General features: G+C 71.4%; 13 protein-coding genes. 2 read left to right on the forward strand and 11 right to left on the reverse strand.

Going from position 1 to position 16,761, the window contains the following annotated elements:
- Nucleotides 1-86: 86 nt before the first annotated feature.
- The 7 genes from ACWDEX_RS00775 to hrcA form a co-directional block, all read right to left on the reverse strand.
- A complete protein-coding gene (locus ACWDEX_RS00775; RefSeq protein WP_450460938.1) occupies nucleotides 87-3,296 on the reverse strand; it encodes a S41 family peptidase in 3,210 nt (1,069 codons plus the stop codon).
- Between the two features lie 44 nt (nucleotides 3,297-3,340).
- Nucleotides 3,341-3,910 carry a hypothetical protein gene (locus ACWDEX_RS00780; RefSeq protein WP_450460939.1) on the reverse strand — a complete coding sequence of 190 codons (570 nt, stop codon included), beginning with the start codon at nucleotides 3,908-3,910 and terminating at the stop codon, nucleotides 3,341-3,343.
- 287 nt (nucleotides 3,911-4,197) lie between these two features.
- Nucleotides 4,198-4,590, reverse strand: a complete 393-nt coding sequence (locus ACWDEX_RS00785; protein WP_450460940.1) for a VOC family protein — start codon at nucleotides 4,588-4,590, stop codon at nucleotides 4,198-4,200.
- Nucleotides 4,591-4,608: 18 nt separating this feature from the next.
- Nucleotides 4,609-5,349 carry a 16S rRNA (uracil(1498)-N(3))-methyltransferase gene (locus ACWDEX_RS00790; RefSeq protein ID WP_450460941.1) on the reverse strand — a complete coding sequence of 247 codons (741 nt, stop codon included), beginning with the start codon at nucleotides 5,347-5,349 and terminating at the stop codon, nucleotides 4,609-4,611.
- Nucleotides 5,346-6,464 (reverse strand): nitronate monooxygenase, encoded by a 1,119-nt coding sequence (locus ACWDEX_RS00795; protein WP_450460942.1) that lies wholly within the window; start codon nucleotides 6,462-6,464, stop codon nucleotides 5,346-5,348. The genes ACWDEX_RS00790 and ACWDEX_RS00795 overlap by 4 nt, the downstream gene beginning before the upstream one ends.
- A gap of 207 nt (nucleotides 6,465-6,671) precedes the next feature.
- Nucleotides 6,672-7,808, reverse strand: coding sequence for a molecular chaperone DnaJ (gene dnaJ, locus ACWDEX_RS00800; RefSeq protein ID WP_450460943.1), 1,137 nt, complete (start codon nucleotides 7,806-7,808; stop codon nucleotides 6,672-6,674).
- On the reverse strand, nucleotides 7,809-8,828 hold the full coding sequence (gene hrcA / locus ACWDEX_RS00805) for a heat-inducible transcriptional repressor HrcA (RefSeq protein WP_450460944.1): 1,020 nt from the start codon (nucleotides 8,826-8,828) through the stop codon (nucleotides 7,809-7,811). It lies immediately after the preceding gene.
- Nucleotides 8,829-9,018: 190 nt separating this feature from the next.
- Here hrcA and ACWDEX_RS00810 point away from each other — a divergent pair, with 190 nt between their 5' ends.
- Both ACWDEX_RS00810 and ACWDEX_RS00815 read left to right on the forward strand, forming a co-directional pair.
- Nucleotides 9,019-9,753, forward strand: coding sequence for an MBL fold metallo-hydrolase (locus tag ACWDEX_RS00810; RefSeq protein WP_450460945.1), 735 nt, complete (start codon nucleotides 9,019-9,021; stop codon nucleotides 9,751-9,753).
- A 46-nt stretch (nucleotides 9,754-9,799) separates the two neighbouring features.
- Complete coding sequence (locus tag ACWDEX_RS00815; RefSeq protein ID WP_450460946.1) at nucleotides 9,800-10,609, forward strand: DUF3097 domain-containing protein; 810 nt, start codon at nucleotides 9,800-9,802, stop codon at nucleotides 10,607-10,609.
- Here the strand turns inward: ACWDEX_RS00815 and ACWDEX_RS00820 are convergent.
- The 4 genes from ACWDEX_RS00820 to ACWDEX_RS00835 all read right to left on the reverse strand — a co-directional run bounded on the left by ACWDEX_RS00820 (nucleotide 10,587) and on the right by ACWDEX_RS00835 (nucleotide 16,665).
- A complete protein-coding gene (locus tag ACWDEX_RS00820) occupies nucleotides 10,587-11,165 on the reverse strand; it encodes a Uma2 family endonuclease (RefSeq protein WP_450460947.1) in 579 nt (192 codons plus the stop codon). The two genes, ACWDEX_RS00815 and ACWDEX_RS00820, sit on opposite strands and share 23 nt — an antisense overlap.
- 99 nt (nucleotides 11,166-11,264) lie before the next feature.
- Nucleotides 11,265-12,497 carry a radical SAM family heme chaperone HemW gene (hemW, locus tag ACWDEX_RS00825; protein ID WP_450460948.1) on the reverse strand — a complete coding sequence of 411 codons (1,233 nt, stop codon included), beginning with the start codon at nucleotides 12,495-12,497 and terminating at the stop codon, nucleotides 11,265-11,267.
- Between the two features lie 64 nt (nucleotides 12,498-12,561).
- Entirely contained in the window at nucleotides 12,562-14,499 is a 1,938-nt protein-coding gene (locus ACWDEX_RS00830; RefSeq protein WP_450460949.1) for a SpoIIE family protein phosphatase, read from the reverse strand.
- A 291-nt stretch (nucleotides 14,500-14,790) separates the two neighbouring features.
- On the reverse strand, nucleotides 14,791-16,665 hold the full coding sequence (locus tag ACWDEX_RS00835; RefSeq protein ID WP_450460951.1) for an AMP-dependent synthetase/ligase: 1,875 nt from the start codon (nucleotides 16,663-16,665) through the stop codon (nucleotides 14,791-14,793).
- Nucleotides 16,666-16,761 lie beyond the last annotated feature (96 nt).

Here is a 16,761-nt window from a genome sequence, read left to right on the forward strand (position 1 = left end):
TCCTCACACAGAATGATCACTACGACGGCATCGTATCGGCCGGACGGAGGACGGGGAGCAAGCCCGTCTCCGACCCCGCCCCGGCGTCACAGCGACGGCAGCTCAGGGGGCCGCCTCGCCGGACGCTCCTCCAGTGCGGCCAGCGCCATGCGGACCGCCTCGTCCAGTTGTGTGTCACGCCCGGCCGCGTGGTCCTGCGGCGCCTGGACGACCTCCACATCGGGGTCGACGCCGTGGTTCTCCACGCCCCACCCGTAACCCTCCATCCAGAACGCGTACTTCGGCTGGGTCACCAGCGTTCCGTCGACCAGCCAGTACTTGTTGTCGATCCCGACGACGCCGCCCCAGGTCCGCGTGCCCACCACCGGCCCGATCCCGAGCGCCTTGACGGCCGCGTTCACGATGTCCCCGTCCGACCCGGAGAACTCGTTGGCGACGGCCACGACGGGACCGCGCGGCGCGTCCTCGGGATAGCTGTAGGGGCGCTGTCCGCGCGGCAGGCCCCACCCCACGATCCGCCGCGCCAGCTTCTCCACGACCAACTGGGAGGTGTGCCCGCCCCGGTTCTCCCGGACGTCCACGACCAGCCCCTCCCGGGCGACCTCGACCCGCAGGTCGCGGTGGAGCTGCGCCCATCCGGCGCCCACCATGTCCGGCACGTGCAGATACCCGAGCCTGCCGCCGGACTTCTCGTGCACGTACGCCCGCCGGTCCGCCACCCACGCGTGGTATCTGAGCGGCTCCTCGTCGGCGATCGGGATCACGACCGCGTAGCGCGGATCGCCGCCACCGACCGGCGAGATCGTCAGTTCGACCGGCTTCCCGGCCGTGCCGACCAGCAGCGGCCCGGGACCGGTCACCGGATCCACCGGGTGCCCGCCGACCGCGACGATCGCGTCCCCGGCCCGTACGGCGACACCGGGCGCGGCCAGCGGCGCGTGCGCGTCGGGGTCGGAGGTCTCCGAGGGCAGCACCCGGTCGATGCGCCAGCTCCCGTCCGGGTGCCGGGAGATGTCGGCCCCGAGCAGGCCCTGGCGCCGGTCGGCGCCCGGCCCGTAGCCGCCCGGCATGACGTACGCGTGGGAGGTGCCCATTTCGCCCTGCACCTCCCACAGGAGGTCGACGAGGTCGTCGTGGGTGGCGATGCGCTCGAGGACCGGCCGGTACCGGTCCAGTACGCCCTCCCAGTCGACCCCGCCCAGGTCGGGCCGCCAGAAGTTGTCCCGCATGAAGCGGCCGGCCTCGTCGTACATCTGCCGCCACTCGGCCGCCGGGTCGACGGTCTGCCGTACGCGCGAGAGATCGACGGTGATGTTCGCGTCGCTGTTGTCGTCGTTCGGGGCACACCGGTCGCTCGGTACCACCTTGAGCCGGCCGTCGGTCCACAGCAGCACCCGCTTGCCGTCGCCGCTGACCGCGAAGTCGTCGGCGTCCGCGGCCAGGTGCTCGACGCGCTGCTGGACGAGGTCGTAGCGCTGCAGCTCCGACCTGGGGTCGGGATCGTCGGGGGTGGCACGCGAGGTGCCCAGCACGCCCCGCACCGGATGCCGCAGCCACAGCACGCCGTCCTTGGCTGCCCGCAGCCCGGAGTAGCGCGCGGCCTCGACCGGGAACGGCACGATCCGGTCGGCGAGTCCCTCCAGGTCGATCCGCGTCGTGGGCACGCCCTCGCTGTCGGGCGTCTCGTCCTTCTCGGGCGCCTCGAAGGGCCGGCCGTGCCGCTGCGGTCCGAAGGGGGACGGGGTGGTCGCGGCGAGCGTGATCAGGTGCGGGCGCGAGCCGCCCACGAACGCCAGGTCGAAGACGTGCTCGTCGTAGACGGGGTCGAAGGAGCGCGCCGAGAGGAACGCCAGGTGCTTGCCGTCCATCGTGAACGCGGGCGCGTAGTCCCGGAAACGGAGCGGTGTCGCCTCCGTCACCGACAGGTCGGCCGTGCGCGCGAGCTTGAGTTGGCGCAGCTCGCCCGGGCCCCGGTGCGACCAGGCCAACCACGCCGAGTCCGGCGCGAAGACCAGCCCGCTGGCCTCGCCGGCCTCGCTGCGGTCGACCTCGCGCACCTCGCCGCTGTCCCGCTCGACGAGCAGCACCCGTCCGTCGTGCGCGGCGACCGCGACTCGGCTGCCGTCGGGCGCCACCGCGAGAGCACGCACCCGCCCGAGCTGCCCGGCCGCAAGCCGCCGCGGGCCGGCCCCGGGCGTAAGTCCGGTGGCGGGCGCGAACTCCAGCGCGTCGTCGCCCTCCGCGTCCGTCACCCACACCACCCACTCCTCGCCGTCCACGCGGAAGGTGCGCGGCAGCCGGGTCCGTACCCCGTGCTGGGCGGCGAGCGCGCGGGCGGGACCCGAGCGATGGGCGATCCAGTGGACGGCGCCGCGCACGGAGATCGCGCTGCCGCGCCCGGTGTGGTCGGGTGCGGCGGCCCCGAGCCAGCGGGAGGCGCTGACGGGATACGGCTGCAGGTCGACGCGCTGTCCGCCGAGCCGGATGTCCAGCCTCCGGGGCTCGGCGCCGTCCAGGTCGTCGAGGAGCCACAGTTCACCGGCGGACGCGTACACGACCCGGGTGCCGTTGGTGGAGGCGTGCCGGGCGTAGAAGCTTCCGCCCAGGCCGGTGTGGCGGCGCAGGTCCGTCCCGTCGGCCGACGACGAGTACAGGGCGCCGACGCCCTCGTGGTCCGAGAGGAAGGCAAGGCGATCCCCTACCCACGCCGGGTACTCGATGTTGCCGTCGATGTCCTCGTGGAGCCGTACGAACTCCCCCTCGCCGGTGCGGTCGATCCACAACTTGCCGGCCGTGCCACCCCGGTAGCGCTTCCACCAGGCGGCCTCGCGGCCCATGGTCGCGGACAGCAGCACCGTGGCGGGTCCGTACGCGACTTCGCCCACGGGCCCGTAGGGCAGGGTGGTCGCGGGGCCGCCGTCGAGCGGCACGGCGTGTGCCCAGGTGCGGCGCAGCGAGGCCTGGTTCACGGTGCTGAGGGCGAGCACGTTCCCGTCGGGGGTCCAGCCGCGCACCTGGGTCTTCGAACTACCCCAGTGGGTCAGGCGCTTGGCGGGGCCACCGTCGATCGGGGCGACGTACACCTCGGGGGCGCCGTCGCGGGTGGAGGTCCAGGCGACGGTCGTACCGTCCGGGGATATGCGGGGGTGGTTGACCGGGATGTTGTCGGCACTGACCCGCCAGGCACGGCCGCCGTCGAGCGGAGCGACCCAGACGTCGTCCTCGGCGGTGAAGGCCACCAACTCGCCGTGCAGGTGCGGGAACCGGAGATACGCGCGCGATGCGGACTGAGTCACCAGTTCACCCTAAGCAGCGATCGCGTTTCCTGACAGCGGTTTACCTACTTGCCCTGGGCCGGCCAGCACGTGGGGTCGCCCTGGCACCAGATGGTCCTCGTCACGGTGACGGTGGGCCGGGGCTGCCCCGGGGTGACCGGGTGGTACCAGGTGGGCGGGGTGTATGTCGGCGTGCTGGGGGCTTTGCAGTTGCCGAGACCTCTGACGTGGAACCACTGCTTGCCGCCGACGGTGGCCCTGAGGTCGCCGCGAACACACCTGCCGTCGACGGCGCGGGTGACCCTGCCCTTGACGGTGATGTCCTTGCTGTCGTTCGTCTGTCCCCGACAGTCGACGGTGACGAGGGGGGTCGCGGTCGGCGAGGGCGGCCTGCCGGCCGTGGCGGACCTGGTGCTGTTGCCGTAGTTACCGCTGCAGCTGAGCCAGCGCACCTTCACATGCTGCCGCTCCAGCTCCTTGGTCGCGGTCTGGCTGGTCGTGTACGCCACCGAAGAGGAGCTCAGGTCAGCGGGTTGGCACGCCACGGCTCCGCCCACGGCGACCACCACAAGCCCGGTGACTCCCGCGAGCCGCCGTCCGTCCGGCCACCGTCGCATCCGTCTCAACGCCCGCATGGAAGCAGCCTCCCACTCTCCCGCCCCGCGACGGTAGAGCGCATACGGCCAACCGGGCGCCCCGCGTGCGCCCCCGGCGTGTCGTCCAGTGCTGTGGCAGGCGAACGTTGCCTGCCGTGGTACTAGTGCCTCGGCAGGCAACGTTTGCCCGTAAAGGAGCGGCGTCCGGTGCGTGCTCTCGGCGTGCCGGCCGGAAGCCCTCGTACTGGATGTACTTGGGTTTTCGGCCGGTGCGGCGAGAGTGCGTGCCGGGCGTCGCGACAGGGCGAACGTTGCCTGCCGGGGTACTAGCTACGCAGCAGCAGCCACTGCTGGAGTTCCACCAGATTGCCCTCGGGGTCCTTGAGGTGGGCGACGCGCATCCGGTCCGTCATGGGGGCCGGGCCGTGCAGGAGCGTCGCGCCACGGGTGGTTATCCCCTCGCAGTACGCCTCCAGGTCGTCCACCCGCAGTACCACGAGCGAGCGGTGGCCCGTCGCCTCATCGCCCAGCTCGCCCAGGACCTGGGCCATCATCGTCCGGTCCTGCAGCGCTATGCCCGCCGATCCGGTCACGGGACTGAACTTCTCGTACGGTCCGTCCACCGCCCCCGACTGCGGCTTGAGGCCGAGGACATCGGCGTAGAACCGGTAGCAGGCGGCGAAGTCCGAGACGAGGATCCGTACTTGGGCGAGTTCCATGGCGTACCCCCCGAGGGGTCAGGACCAGCGACCCGTGCGGCCGAGCAGCAGCGCGGCCGCCGCGGTCCCGGCGGTCGATGTACGCAGGACGGTACGCCCCAGTCGGAAGGCCCTCGCGCCCGCCTCCCCGAACAGCGCCAACTCCTCCGGTGACACGCCGCCTTCAGGTCCGACGACCAGCACGATCTCGCCCTCGGTGGGGAGTTCCACGGTCGCCAGGGGTTCCTCGCCGCTCTCGTGCAGGATCGCCGCGAAGTCGGCATCGGCCAGAAGTGCGGCAACCTGCCGTGTGGTTGCTGCGTCCGCGACCTCCGGGAAGCGGATCCGGCGGGACTGCTTGCCCGCCTCCCGGGCGGTGGCCCGCCACTTACCGAGCGCCTTCAGCCCCCGCTCGCCCTTCCACTGGGTGATGCACCGGGAGGCCGCCCAGGGGACGATCGCGTCGACGCCGACCTCGGTCATGGTCTCAACGGCCAGCTCACCCCGGTCGCCCTTGGGCAGGGCCTGGACGACGGTGATGCGCGGGGACTCCGGCGGCTCCTCATGAACGGACTCCAGGTCCGTGACCACCAGGCGGTCCTTGCCCTCGGCGGCCTTCACCACACCCTCGGCCCACCGCCCGCGCCCGTCGGTGAGGACCACGTCCTCACCGGGTCGCAGCCGCTTCACCGAGACGGCGTGCCGTCCCTCGGGGCCGTCGAGCACCAATTCCGGCCCGACCACGTCGAGTCGGTCCACGACGAACACGGGAGCGGTCATCGGTCCGTACCTCCCGGCGTCAGCGCCGCCTCGGCCGCTTCCAGTTCCACCGCCAGCACCGCGACCAGTTCCCCGGCGGGCAGTTCGCGGGCCATCCGGTGACCCTGCCCCGCCCACAGCGCCATGCCCTGTGCGTCGCCCACCTTGGCGGCCGCCTTGCGCAGTGGCGAGGTGAGGTGGTGGACCTCGGGGTACGCGGCGGGCGCGTACCGGCCGTGCTCACGCATGAAGCGGTTGACCAGACCGCGCGCCGGGCGCCCGGAGAAGGCGCGCGTCAGCTCCGTGCGGACGAACCGGGGGTCGGTCAGCGCCTGCTTGTGCAGTGCGGGGGCGCCGGACTCGGGCGTGGCGAGGAACGCGGTGCCGAGCTGGGCCGCACTCGCGCCCGCCGCGAGCACCGCGGCGATCTGGCTGCCGCGCATGATGCCGCCGGCCGCCACGATCGGGATCCGCACGGTTTCGCGGACCTGGGCGATCAGTGCGAGCAGCCCGATGCCGCAGCCGTCGTTCTCGGCGTTGTCGCGGTGGGTGCCCTGGTGGCCGCCGGCCTCGACGCCCTGCACGATCACGGCGTCGGCGCCCGCGTGTTGCACGGCGAGGGCCTCCTCCGCGGTGGTCGCGGTGACCAGGGTGAGGGTGCCCGCGCGGCGCAGCGAGTCCAGGACGTCCGGGGTGGGGGTCCCGAAGTGGAAGGAGACCACGGGCACCGGGTTGTCGAGGAGGACGGCGAGCTTGGCGTCGTAGCCGTCGTCGCGGCCGCTGTCGGGGTCGCCCAGCTCGGTCTTGTACCAGGCGGCCTCACCGGCGAGCTGGTCGGCGTAGATCTCGACCGCGGCGGAAGGCGGCGTGACGACAGCCTCTCCGGTGGAGCCGTTGCTCACCCCGGGGTACTCCGGCTGCGGCAGGAACAGGTTCACGCCGAAGGGGCTGCCGGTGAGCCCGCGAAGCTGCTTGATCTCCTGGTACATGCCGTCGGCGGTCTTGTACCCGGCGGCGAGGAAGCCCAGGCCACCGGCATCGGACACGGCGGCGGCGAGCTGAGGCACGGAGACGCCGCCCGCCATGGGGGCCTGCACGATCGGGTGACGGAGAAGATCGGTCAGCGCGGTGGACATGACCGCATGGTGTCACGTCGCGCGATCAGGTCCGAATCCGGCCTTCCGTCTGCATGTGCCCGGGAATGGGCAGTGGGTCAGAGGCGGTGCGAGGGCGCCCCTGGCCGGTGTCCCAGCAGGTGGTGTGCTCGTTCAGGCCGAAGCGGGGCGGCCGGGCGGGTCACTCGGCGCCGACTGCCTTGCCGACGCCGAGTGACCACGCCACGGTCATCGCCCGTTGAACGCGTCCTTCAGCCGCGAGAACAGCCCCTGCTGCCCCGGCTGGAACTGCCCCTGCGGCCGCTCCTCGCCCCGCAGCTTCGCCAGTTCGCGCAGCAGCCGCTCCTGCTCCGCGTCCAGCTTGCCCGGCGTCGTGACCTCGACATGGACGATCAGGTCGCCTCGGCCGCCGCCGCGCAGATGCGTGACGCCGCGGCCGTGCAGCGGGATCGACTGCCCGGACTGCGTGCCGGGCCGGATGTCGACCTCCTCCAGGCCGTCCAGCGTCTCCAGCGGGACCTTCGTACCGAGGGCCGCCGCCGTCATCGGGATGGTGACCGTGCAGTGCAGGTCGTCGCCGCGACGCTGGAAGACCGGGTGCGGCAGCTCGTGGACCTCGACGTACAGGTCACCGGCGGGGCCGCCACCGGGGCCGATCTCGCCCTCGCCCGCGAGCTGGATCCGCGTGCCGTTGTCGACACCGGCCGGGATCTTGACGGTGAGCGTCCTGCGGGAGCGCACCCGCCCGTCGCCCGCGCACTCCGGGCAGGGGGTGGGGACGACCGTGCCGAAGCCCTGACACTGCGGGCACGGACGCGACGTCATGACCTGGCCCAGGAAGGACCGCGTGACCTGGGAGACCTCACCGCGGCCACGGCACATGTCGCAGGTCTGCGCGGAGGTGCCGGGCGCGGCGCCCTCGCCGTTGCAGGTGTTGCAGACGACGGCCGTGTCGACCTGGATGTCCTTGGTCGTACCGAACGCGGCCTCGTCGAGCTCGATCTCCAGCCGGATCATGGCGTCCTGGCCACGGCGGGTGCGCGAGCGCGGTCCGCGCTGCGACGCCGTGCCGAAGAACGCGTCCATGATGTCGGAGAAGTTCCCGAAGCCGCCCGCGCCGAAGCCGCCCGCACCGGCACCGCCCGCCTGGGACAGCGGATCGCCGCCGAGGTCGTAGACCTGCTTCTTCTGCGGGTCCGAGAGCACCTCGTACGCCGCGTTGATCTCCTTGAACCGCTCCTGCGTCTTCGGATCGGGATTGACGTCCGGGTGCAGCTCGCGCGCGAGCCGACGGAACGCCTTCTTGATCTCATCCTGCGACGCGTCGCGGCGCACGCCGAGTACGGCGTAGTAGTCCGTGGCCACTTACGACTCCGCCAGGATCTGTCCGACGTACCGTGCCACCGCTCGTACCGCTCCCATCGTTCCCGGGTAATCCATGCGGGTCGGTCCGACCACGCCGAGTTTCGCTACTGCCTCGCCGCCCGAACCGTAGCCCACGGAGACCACGGACGTGGAGTTGAGTCCCTCGTGCGCGTTCTCATGACCGATACGCACCCGCATGGCCGGATCCTTCGCCTCACCCAGCAGCTTGAGGAGCACGACCTGCTCCTCGAGCGCCTCGAGGACGGGCCGGATGGTGAGAGGGAAGTCATGCCCGAAACGGGTGAGATTGGCGGTACCGCCGATCATCAGCCGTTCCTCGGTCTCCTCCACGAGCGTCTCCAGCAGGGTGGAGAGCACCGTCGAGACCGCGCCGCGGTCCTCGGGCTCCTCGAAGGCCTCCGGCAGGTCCTGCACCAGTGGCGGGACGTCCGCGAAACGACGTCCGGCGACCCGGCTGTTGAGCCGTGCGCGCAGATCCGCGAGAGACGCCTCCCCGAACGGGGCGGGGCAGTCGATCATGCGCTGCTCGACGCGGCCGGTGTCCGTGATCAGCACGAGCATCACGCGCGCGGGTGCCATCGACAGCAGTTCGACATGCCGCACGGTCGAACGGGTCAGCGAGGGGTACTGCACGACGGCGACCTGTCGGGTGAGCTGCGCGAGCAGCCGTACCGTGCGCGCGACCACGTCATCGAGGTCCACCGAGCACTCCAGGAAGTTCTGGATCGCCCGGCGCTCGGGGGCGGTCATCGGCTTGACGCCCGCGAGCCTGTCGACGAAGAGGCGGTAGCCCTTGTCCGTGGGGATGCGTCCGGCGCTGGTGTGCGGCTGGGCGATGTAGCCCTCCTCCTCCAGCGCGGCCATGTCGTTGCGGACGGTGGCCGGGGAGACGCCGAGCTTGTGCCGCTCGGTCAGTGCCTTGGAGCCCACCGGCTCCTCGGTGCCGACGTAGTCCTGGACGATGGCGCGCAGCACTTCGAGCCTGCGTTCACTGAGCATCGCGCGCACCTCCAGCGTTCGTCCCGTTGACGTTCCTGGCACTCTGTCCGTGCGAGTGCCAGCATCCCCGGCCCAGTGTACGGCCGCCGGGTACGCCCCCGGCAAGGGTGGGCCCGGCTGTCGTACCGGCGTGTACCGACCTGTCCGGGGCTGTCTGGCCGGACCGGGCGCATGCCTATAGCGTCGCGCCATGACGGTGTTGTGGGAAGAATCCGGGTGGGAGGCGCTCGGTTCACGGGCCGGTCGTGTACGGCTTCCGGTCTGGGACTGCACGGCGGGACTGGTCGTGGGCGACCACGGAACGCTCGTGATCGACCCGGGGTCGAGCCTGCGCGAGGGTGCGTGGTTGCGCGCCGAGGCGGGGCGGCTGCTCGCGCCGCTGGGGGCGGAGAGACGTGTGACACATCTCGCGTTCACGCACCCCCACTTCGACCATGTCTTCGGCGCGGCGGTGTTCGACGGCGCGGAGGTGTTCGGAGCGGTGGGCCTCGACGCCCTGTTCGTCCGCGAGCGCGACGAGTTGCGCGGGGATGCGATCCGCCACGGCCTGGCCTCGGACGAGGCGGTCGAGGCCGCGGAGGCGCTGGTGCGCCCACACCACCAGGTCTCGGACGAGCGGACGCTCGATCTGGGCGGGGTGGAGGTGTTGCTGGCGAACGTGGGCCCGGGTCACACGGCCCACGACCTGGCCGTCCTCGTCCCCGGGGACCCGGCGGTGGTGTTCTGCGGGGACCTGGTGGAGGAGTCCGGCGAGCCGCAGGCGGGCCCGGACGCGGTTCCCTCGCACTGGCCGGCCGCACTGGACCGGCTGCTGAAGCTGGGCGGAGAGGACGCGCTGTACGTGCCGGGGCACGGTGCGGTGGTGGACGCGCGGTTCGTCCGCTCCCAGCGGGACGAGCTGGCGGCCCGTTTCGGCGTGTCGTAGACCCTCGTACGACATCACGCCCCGGGCTTCTCCTATCGTCATCCGAATGCGCCAGTACTCGCCGGACCTGACCCCGCCGTGGAAGAAGCCCAAGCCCGTGCCGGAGGTCCCGGCGGACCCCGGTCTGGTGGTGGAGGAGCCGCGCACCGGCTTCTGCGGCGCGGTGATCCGCTGCGAGGCGGGCACGGTCACCCTGGAGGACCGGTTCGGCAAGCACCGGGTGTTTCCCCTGGAGCCGCGGGGGTTCCTGCTGGAGGGGCGGGTGGTGACGCTGGTACGCCCGTCGAAGGCTCCGGTGCGTCCGACCCGTACGGCGTCGGGTTCGGTGGCCGTCCCCGGCGCACGCGCGCGCGTGGCCCGTGCCGGCCGTATCTATGTGGAGGGCCGCCACGACGCGGAACTGGTCGAGCGGGTGTGGGGCGACGACCTGCGCGTCGAGGGCGTGGTGGTGGAGTACCTGGAGGGCGTGGACGACCTGCCGTCGATCGTCTCGGCCTTCTCCCCCGGCCCGGACGCCCGCCTCGGCGTCCTGGTGGACCATCTGGTCCCGGGCACCAAGGAGTGGCGCATCGCGCAGTCGGTGACGAGCGAACACGCCCTGGTGGTGGGACACCCGTACATCGACATCTGGCAGGCGGTGAAACCGGCGTCCCTGGGTATCAGGGAGTGGCCGCGCGTCCCGCACGGCCAGGACTGGAAGAGGGGGGTGTGCCGGGCGCTCGGGTGGCCGGAGAACACGGGGGCGGTGTGGCAGGGGATCCTGTCGCGGGTGGGGTCCTACAAGGATCTGGAGCCGGAACTGCTGGGGCGGGTGGAGGAGTTGATCGACTTCGTTACGGTCGGCGGTGAGGCCTGACGCCGGGGAGCGTGCCGAAGTCGCTGGTCTCCAACTTGATGCCGAGCAGCTCCAGCGGCACAGGCTCACCGAACTTGGTGATCCGCTGTACCTGGTAGTCGGCGTCCTCGCCGATGCCCGTGGGCTCGGTGAGCAGAACGCAATGGGCCACAACAGGGTCGACGATCAGGTAGGCGGGCACCTTGCCTGCCGCGTAGATCGAGCGCTTCATGCCGTAGTCCCGATCGACACTGGTTTTGGACACCACCTCGACCACCAACGTGATGAGGTTGCACGGCAGCAGGCGCCCCGACGCAGGGCTGACGTCGCGCTCCAGAATCACCAGGTCTGGTACGGGCTCACTCGCCTCACTGACGATGTCAACGTCCGTGGTCTGCAGCCGCTCCCACCGCTCCCTCGGGATCTGGTCCTGCACACTGGCGACGATCCGGTTATGCACCAGATCGGGACTCGACATCATGACGATTTCCCCCCGGAGAAGCTCGGCCTTGACGCCCTCCGGGGGCTCGAACCCCGCGAAGAACTCTGCCATCCCACGCTCGTCCACAGCGGTCATCTCCGTGGCCTCCACATCCGCCGCGTACTGTTAGCGGCAGCCTACGAACCAGGTTAGGGACCGAACCCCCGCTCCGCACCGATTCACCCGCCGGAGTGATCAGTCCACCAGGTCCCGCACCACCGCGTCCGCCAGCAGCCGCCCCCGCAGCGTCAGAACGGCCCGCCCCTCCGCGTAGGCCCCCTCCTGCAGCAGCCCCTCCGCGAGCGCGCGGCGGGAAGCCGCCAGCCCCTTCTCCCGCAGCAGGGACAGCGGTGCGCCCTCCCGCAGCCGCAGCTCCAGCAGGATGCGCTCCACCCGGCGGTCCTCGTCCGACAGCACCTCGCGCCCGGCCCCCGGCGACCGCCCCGCCGCCAACGCCGCCGCGTACGCGCCCGGGTGCTTCACGTTCCACCAGCGCACCCCGCCCACATGGCTGTGGGCGCCCGGGCCGGCGCCCCACCAGTCGGCGCCGCGCCAGTACAGCTCGTTGTGCAGGCAGCGGCCGGACTCGGACGTGGCCCAGTTCGAGACCTCGTACCAGTCGTAGCCCGCCCCCGCCAGCGCCTCGTCCGCGATCAGGTAGCGGTCCGCGTGGACGTCGTCGTCCGTCATCGGGACCTCGCCCCGACGGATGCGGCGCGCGAGCTGGGTGCCTTCCTCGACGATCAGGGCGTACGCCGAGATGTGGTCCGGCCCCGCGCCCAGCGCCGCGTCCAACGACGCCCGCCAGTCGTCGTCCGACTCCCCCGGCGTGCCGTAGATCAGATCGAGGTTCACGTGCTCGAAGCCCGCCACGCGTGCCTCGGCCACACAGGCCTCGGGGCGGCCGGGGGTGTGTGTGCGGTCGAGGATCTTCAGGACGTGCTGCTTCGCGCTCTGCATGCCGAAGGAGATCCGGTTGAAGCCGCCCTCCCGGAGCGTGACCAGATACCGCTCGTCCACCGACTCCGGGTTCGCCTCCGTCGTCACCTCCGCGTCGTCCGCGAGGCCGAACTCGTCGCGGATCGCGGCCAGCATCCGTACGAGGTCGTCCGCGGGCAGCAGGGTCGGCGTACCGCCTCCGACGAAGACCGTGCGGACCTCGCGCGGGTCGTCGCCCAGCACCTTGCGGGCCAGGCGGATCTCCTCGATCAGCGTCTGGGCGTAGTTGTCGCGGGACGCCAGCACCCCGCCCGTGCCGCGCAGCTCCGTCGCCGTGTAGGTGTTGAAGTCGCAGTAGCCGCAGCGCGTCGCGCAGTACGGCACGTGGAGGTAGAACCCGAGAGGGCGGTCGGCGGCCCCGGCCAGGGCCTGGGCGGGCAGTGCCCCGTCGTCGGGGACGGGCTCGCCGTCGGGAAGTGCGGAAGGCATGTCCTCCATTGTCCCGTACCGCCCGGACTCCTCGTTCTGCTGATGGTTCTGCTCATGGCTCCGCTCAATCCGCCCGCAGCACCAGCAGCGCCAGATCGTCCTCCGGCGGTTCCTCGCCGAACTCGTGCACCAGCTTTCTGATCCGCTCCGCGATCGGCCGCGCGCTCAGCCCGGCGCATCCGGCGAGGGCCGCCGCGAGCCCGTCACCGTCGTCGAACTGGCGGGTCCCGCTGCGCCGCTCGGTCACCCCGTCCGTGACGCACAGCAGTGTGTCGGCGGGGCGCAGCTCGAAGGTCTCGCATGTGTACGTCACGTCCTCGACGACCCCGAGGAGGGTCTGCGGCTGTGCCACGGCCCGTACGTCACCGTCCGGGCGCAACAGCAGCGGCAGCGGATGCCCGGCGGCGGCGAGCGTGCAGCGCACTCCGCCGTCGAAGGGGACCAGCTCGCCGTAGAGCAGGGAGAGGAAGCGGGCATGGGGGCCGTCGTCGGCGAACGGCACCGGGGCGCCCGCCGTGACCAGCGCCCGCGCCGCCGCGTCCGAGGCCTCTGTCGCGTCGTCCAGCAGGAGCTGGTTGAGGCGGTCCAGGACGTCGGGCACCGCGTAGCCCTCGCGGGCCAGCAGCCGCAGCCAGGGCCGGGCGAGCCCGATCACGACCGCCGCCTCCGGCCCCTTGCCCTGCACGTCACCGAGAGCGAAGCACCACCGTCCGTGGCCTGCCGGGAACAGGTCGTAGAAGTCGCCGCTCGGCCCGCCCTTGTCGCGGGGTTCGTAGACGAGCGCACTGCTCACCCCGGGGATCTCGGCGACCGCGCCGGGCAGCAGCCCGCGCTGCAGCACCTGGCTGATGGTGGCCTGCCGGGCGTACTGCCGGGCCGCTCCGATGGCCAGCGCCACCCGTCTGCTGAGGTCCTCGACGAGCCCGGTGACCTCGTCGGGGAAGCGCGGCAGCCCTGCCCGTCCGATGACGAGTGTGCCCAGCGGCCGCCCGCCGGCGATCAGCCGGTAGGCGAGTGCCGCCCCGACGGCGCCCCGCGGGCCCAGCGCCTCGCCCGGCCAGCGCACGGGCACCGCCCGGGAGCGCACGGACTCGGGCAGCCGGGGCGGGTCCTTCTCCAGGGCCCGGCGCAGTTCCTCGATGCGGTTCTCGCTGCCGTGCCAGACACGGGCGAGCCGTGGACCGGTGGCCACCACCGCCTCGGGCCCGTGCCAACCGGTGGCCTCGTCCTCCAGCCATACCGCGCACCAGTCCGCGAGCCGCGGTACGAGCAGTTGTCCGGTGAGCGCGGCCACCAGGTCCTCGTCGAGCTGTCCGGTGAGCAGATCGGAGGCCTCGGCCAGGAAGGAGAGGGCACCGTGGCCCCGCCAGTCCCGGTCCCGTGCGCCGTACCGGGGGTCGGCGCACGCCAGGACGTCGGGCCCGGGTAACTCGGTCGTGTCCGGTCCGTGGTCCAGGGCACCGCCGCCCGCGTACGCGTCGATGTCCTCCTCGGCGTCCAGGACACCGTCCAGGGGCAGCCGCGCCCAGACGGTCTTGGCACCGGTGCGGTAGGTGATCCCCCAGGCCGTGGAGAGCTTGGAGACGAGCCGCAGACCGCGCCCGTACTCCGGTATGCCATAAGGGGTTTCGTTGCTGTCCTCCCGTACCGCCCGCGAGGGGTGGTGGTCGCAGACCTCGATGACGAGGCCGGCCGGCTCCTCGTCCGCATCCTCCAGTCGGCAGACCAGGTCCACGTCCGTGCCCGCGTGGACGACGGCGTTGGTGACGAGTTCGCTGGTGACGAGCAGGGCGTCGTCCCTCAGGCGCTCGGTGAAGGTGTCGGGCTCGGCGAGGCCGGCCCATTCGGCGAGGGCGGCGCGCACGAAACGGCGAGCGGCGCCGGGCGCGAGCGGGCCGCCGGGCAGCGTCGTACGCACCACCGCGCGCCGGCCCGTCCCCTCGTGCTCGGGCGTATCGCGGGCACGGGAGATGGCTTCCCGACGCGTCGGTATGGCCCCCATCGACAGCTCCCCGAGCAGTTCGCGCAAATTCGCCTCTGACGATGGGGACAGGGTGACAGACCGGCCGCATCCATGAGCGCGGAGTTACCGAAGTGAGCCTCCGCGGGTGAGAACAGTGCTACGGATGCGCGAGAAACCGGAAGGATTCGGGTATCGGGGTCCTCGGATCTGACGGAACCGCGCAGCCAGGTCCTGCGGCTGGGGCCTTTTCGTTCCGGGCGGGCCGGAGCAGGGAACGGTGCCAGATCCCGCGAGCCCGGCCTGGTCCGAACGAGAGGCCCCAGGAGTCCCCTATGCCTCGCGGGTACCGCTGTACATCTCGTCGATCAGATGCTTGTACTCCCGCTCCACCACCGGCCGCTTCAGCTTCAGGCTCGGCGTGACCTCACCGTGCTCCACATCGAGGTCGCGCGGCAGCAGGCGGAACTTCTTGATGGTCTGCCAGCGCTGGAGGCCCTGGTTGAGCTGCTCGACGTAGCTTTTGACCATCTCCACCGTGGCGGGCGCGGCGACGACGTCCGCGTATGACTTGCCCTCCAGGCCGTTCGCCTTCGCCCACTCCAGGACGGACACCTCGTCGAGGGCGATCAGCGCGGTGCAGAAGTTCCGGTCGGCGCCGTGCACGAGGATGTTGGAGACGTACGGACACACCGCCTTGAACTGGCCCTCGACCTCGGCGGGCGCGATGTACTTTCCACCGGAGGTCTTGATGAGGTCCTTCTTGCGGTCGGTGATGCGCAGGTATCCGTCGGGCGAGAGTTCGCCGATGTCACCGGTGTGGAACCAGCCGTCCGACTCCAGCACCTCGGCGGTCTTCTCCGGCAGCCCGTGGTAGCCCTCCATGATGCCGGGGCCGCGCAGCAGGATCTCGCCGTCGTCCGCGATGCGCACCTCGGTGCCGGGCAGCGGCTTGCCGACGGTGCCGGTGCGGTAGGCCTCGCCGGGGTTCACGAAGGATGCGGCGGAGGACTCCGTGAGTCCGTACCCCTCCAGGATGTGGACGCCGGCGCCGGCGAAGAAATAGCCGATCTCGGGCGCGAGGGCGGCGGACCCGGAGATGCAGGCCCGCAGCCTGCCACCGAAGGCCTCACGGATCTTGGCGTACACGAGCGCGTCGGCGACCTTGTGCTTGGCGGCGAGACCGAAGGGCGCGGAGTGGGTGCCTGTGCGGCGGAAGTTGTCCTGCGTGACCTTTGCGTACTCGCGCGCGACCTCGACCGACCACTGGAAGATCTTGTACTTGGCGGCACCACCGGCCCGCGCCTTGGCCGCGACCCCGTTGTAGACCTTCTCGAAGATGCGCGGCACGGCTGCCATGTACGTCGGCTGGACCACCGGCAGATTCTCGATGATCTTTTCGACACGGCCGTCGACGGCGGTGACGTGCCCGATCTCGATCTGGCCGGAGGTGAGGACCTTGCCGAAGACGTGCGCGAGCGGCAGCCACAGGTACTGCACGTCCTCACCGTCGAGGAGCCCGGTCGCGGCGATCGCCTTGGCCATGTACGACCAGTTGTCGTGCGGCAGACGCACGCCCTTGGGGCGGCCGGTGGTACCCGAGGTGTAGATCAGGGTGGCGAGCTGGTCGCTGGTGATCGCGCCGACCCGCTCCTTGATCAGCTCGGGGTGCTCCTCCAGGTACGCGGCGCCCCGGGTCTCCAGCTCGGCGAGGGTGAGCACCCGGTCGCCGGTCTCGACGCCCTTGGGGTCGATCACCACCACATGGGTCAGCTCGGGCAGCTCGTCGCGCTTCTCCTGCGCCTTGGCGAGCTGCTCGACGTTCTCCGCGATGAGCACCCTGCTCTCCGAGTCGGAGAGGATGAACGCGGACTCGTCGGCGTTCGTCTGCGGGTAGACCGTCGTCGTGGCCGCACCGGCACACAGGATGCCCAGGTCGGCGAGGATCCATTCGACCCGTGTCGAGGAGGCCAGCGCCACCCGCTGCTCCGGCCGCACACCCAGCTCGATCAGTCCGGCCGCGACCGCGAAGACCCGCTCGGCGGCCTGCGCCCAGCTCAGCGACTTCCAGTCGTCCGGGCCCTCACCCGACGAGGGCGGTACGGGGTACCGGTAAGCCTCGGCATCCGGTGTGGCCGCCACACGCTCCAGGAAGAGGGCCGCCACGGACGGCGGACGGTTATCGATCAAAGTCTGTGTGTCACTCACGACATCCTCCGGGGGCCCGCGACGATGCGGCTGGCTCATTTCGGCTGTATTCGCTCGCGGGCACTTGTTTAACTCGCGAGTAACTATGGAGTCCGA

It is taken from the genome of Streptomyces sp. NPDC001020, from assembly GCF_053599115.1.

Excerpts from the sequence above, each read along its gene's own strand:
- ACWDEX_RS00780 (WP_450460939.1), bottom strand. The coding sequence starts at position 3,910 with ATGCGGGCGTTGAGACGGATGCGACGGTGGCCGGACGGACGGCGGCTC.
- ACWDEX_RS00785 (WP_450460940.1), bottom strand. The coding sequence starts at position 4,590 with ATGGAACTCGCCCAAGTACGGATCCTCGTCTCGGACTTCGCCGCCTGC.
- ACWDEX_RS00790 (WP_450460941.1), bottom strand. The coding sequence starts at position 5,349 with ATGACCGCTCCCGTGTTCGTCGTGGACCGACTCGACGTGGTCGGGCCG.
- ACWDEX_RS00795 (WP_450460942.1), bottom strand. The coding sequence starts at position 6,464 with ATGTCCACCGCGCTGACCGATCTTCTCCGTCACCCGATCGTGCAGGCC.
- hrcA (WP_450460944.1), bottom strand. The coding sequence starts at position 8,828 with ATGCTCAGTGAACGCAGGCTCGAAGTGCTGCGCGCCATCGTCCAGGAC.
- ACWDEX_RS00810 (WP_450460945.1), top strand. The coding sequence starts at position 9,019 with ATGACGGTGTTGTGGGAAGAATCCGGGTGGGAGGCGCTCGGTTCACGG.
- ACWDEX_RS00815 (WP_450460946.1), top strand. The coding sequence starts at position 9,800 with ATGCGCCAGTACTCGCCGGACCTGACCCCGCCGTGGAAGAAGCCCAAG.
- ACWDEX_RS00820 (WP_450460947.1), bottom strand. The coding sequence starts at position 11,165 with ATGACCGCTGTGGACGAGCGTGGGATGGCAGAGTTCTTCGCGGGGTTC.
- hemW (WP_450460948.1), bottom strand. The coding sequence starts at position 12,497 with ATGCCTTCCGCACTTCCCGACGGCGAGCCCGTCCCCGACGACGGGGCA.
- ACWDEX_RS00830 (WP_450460949.1), bottom strand. The coding sequence starts at position 14,499 with ATGGGGGCCATACCGACGCGTCGGGAAGCCATCTCCCGTGCCCGCGAT.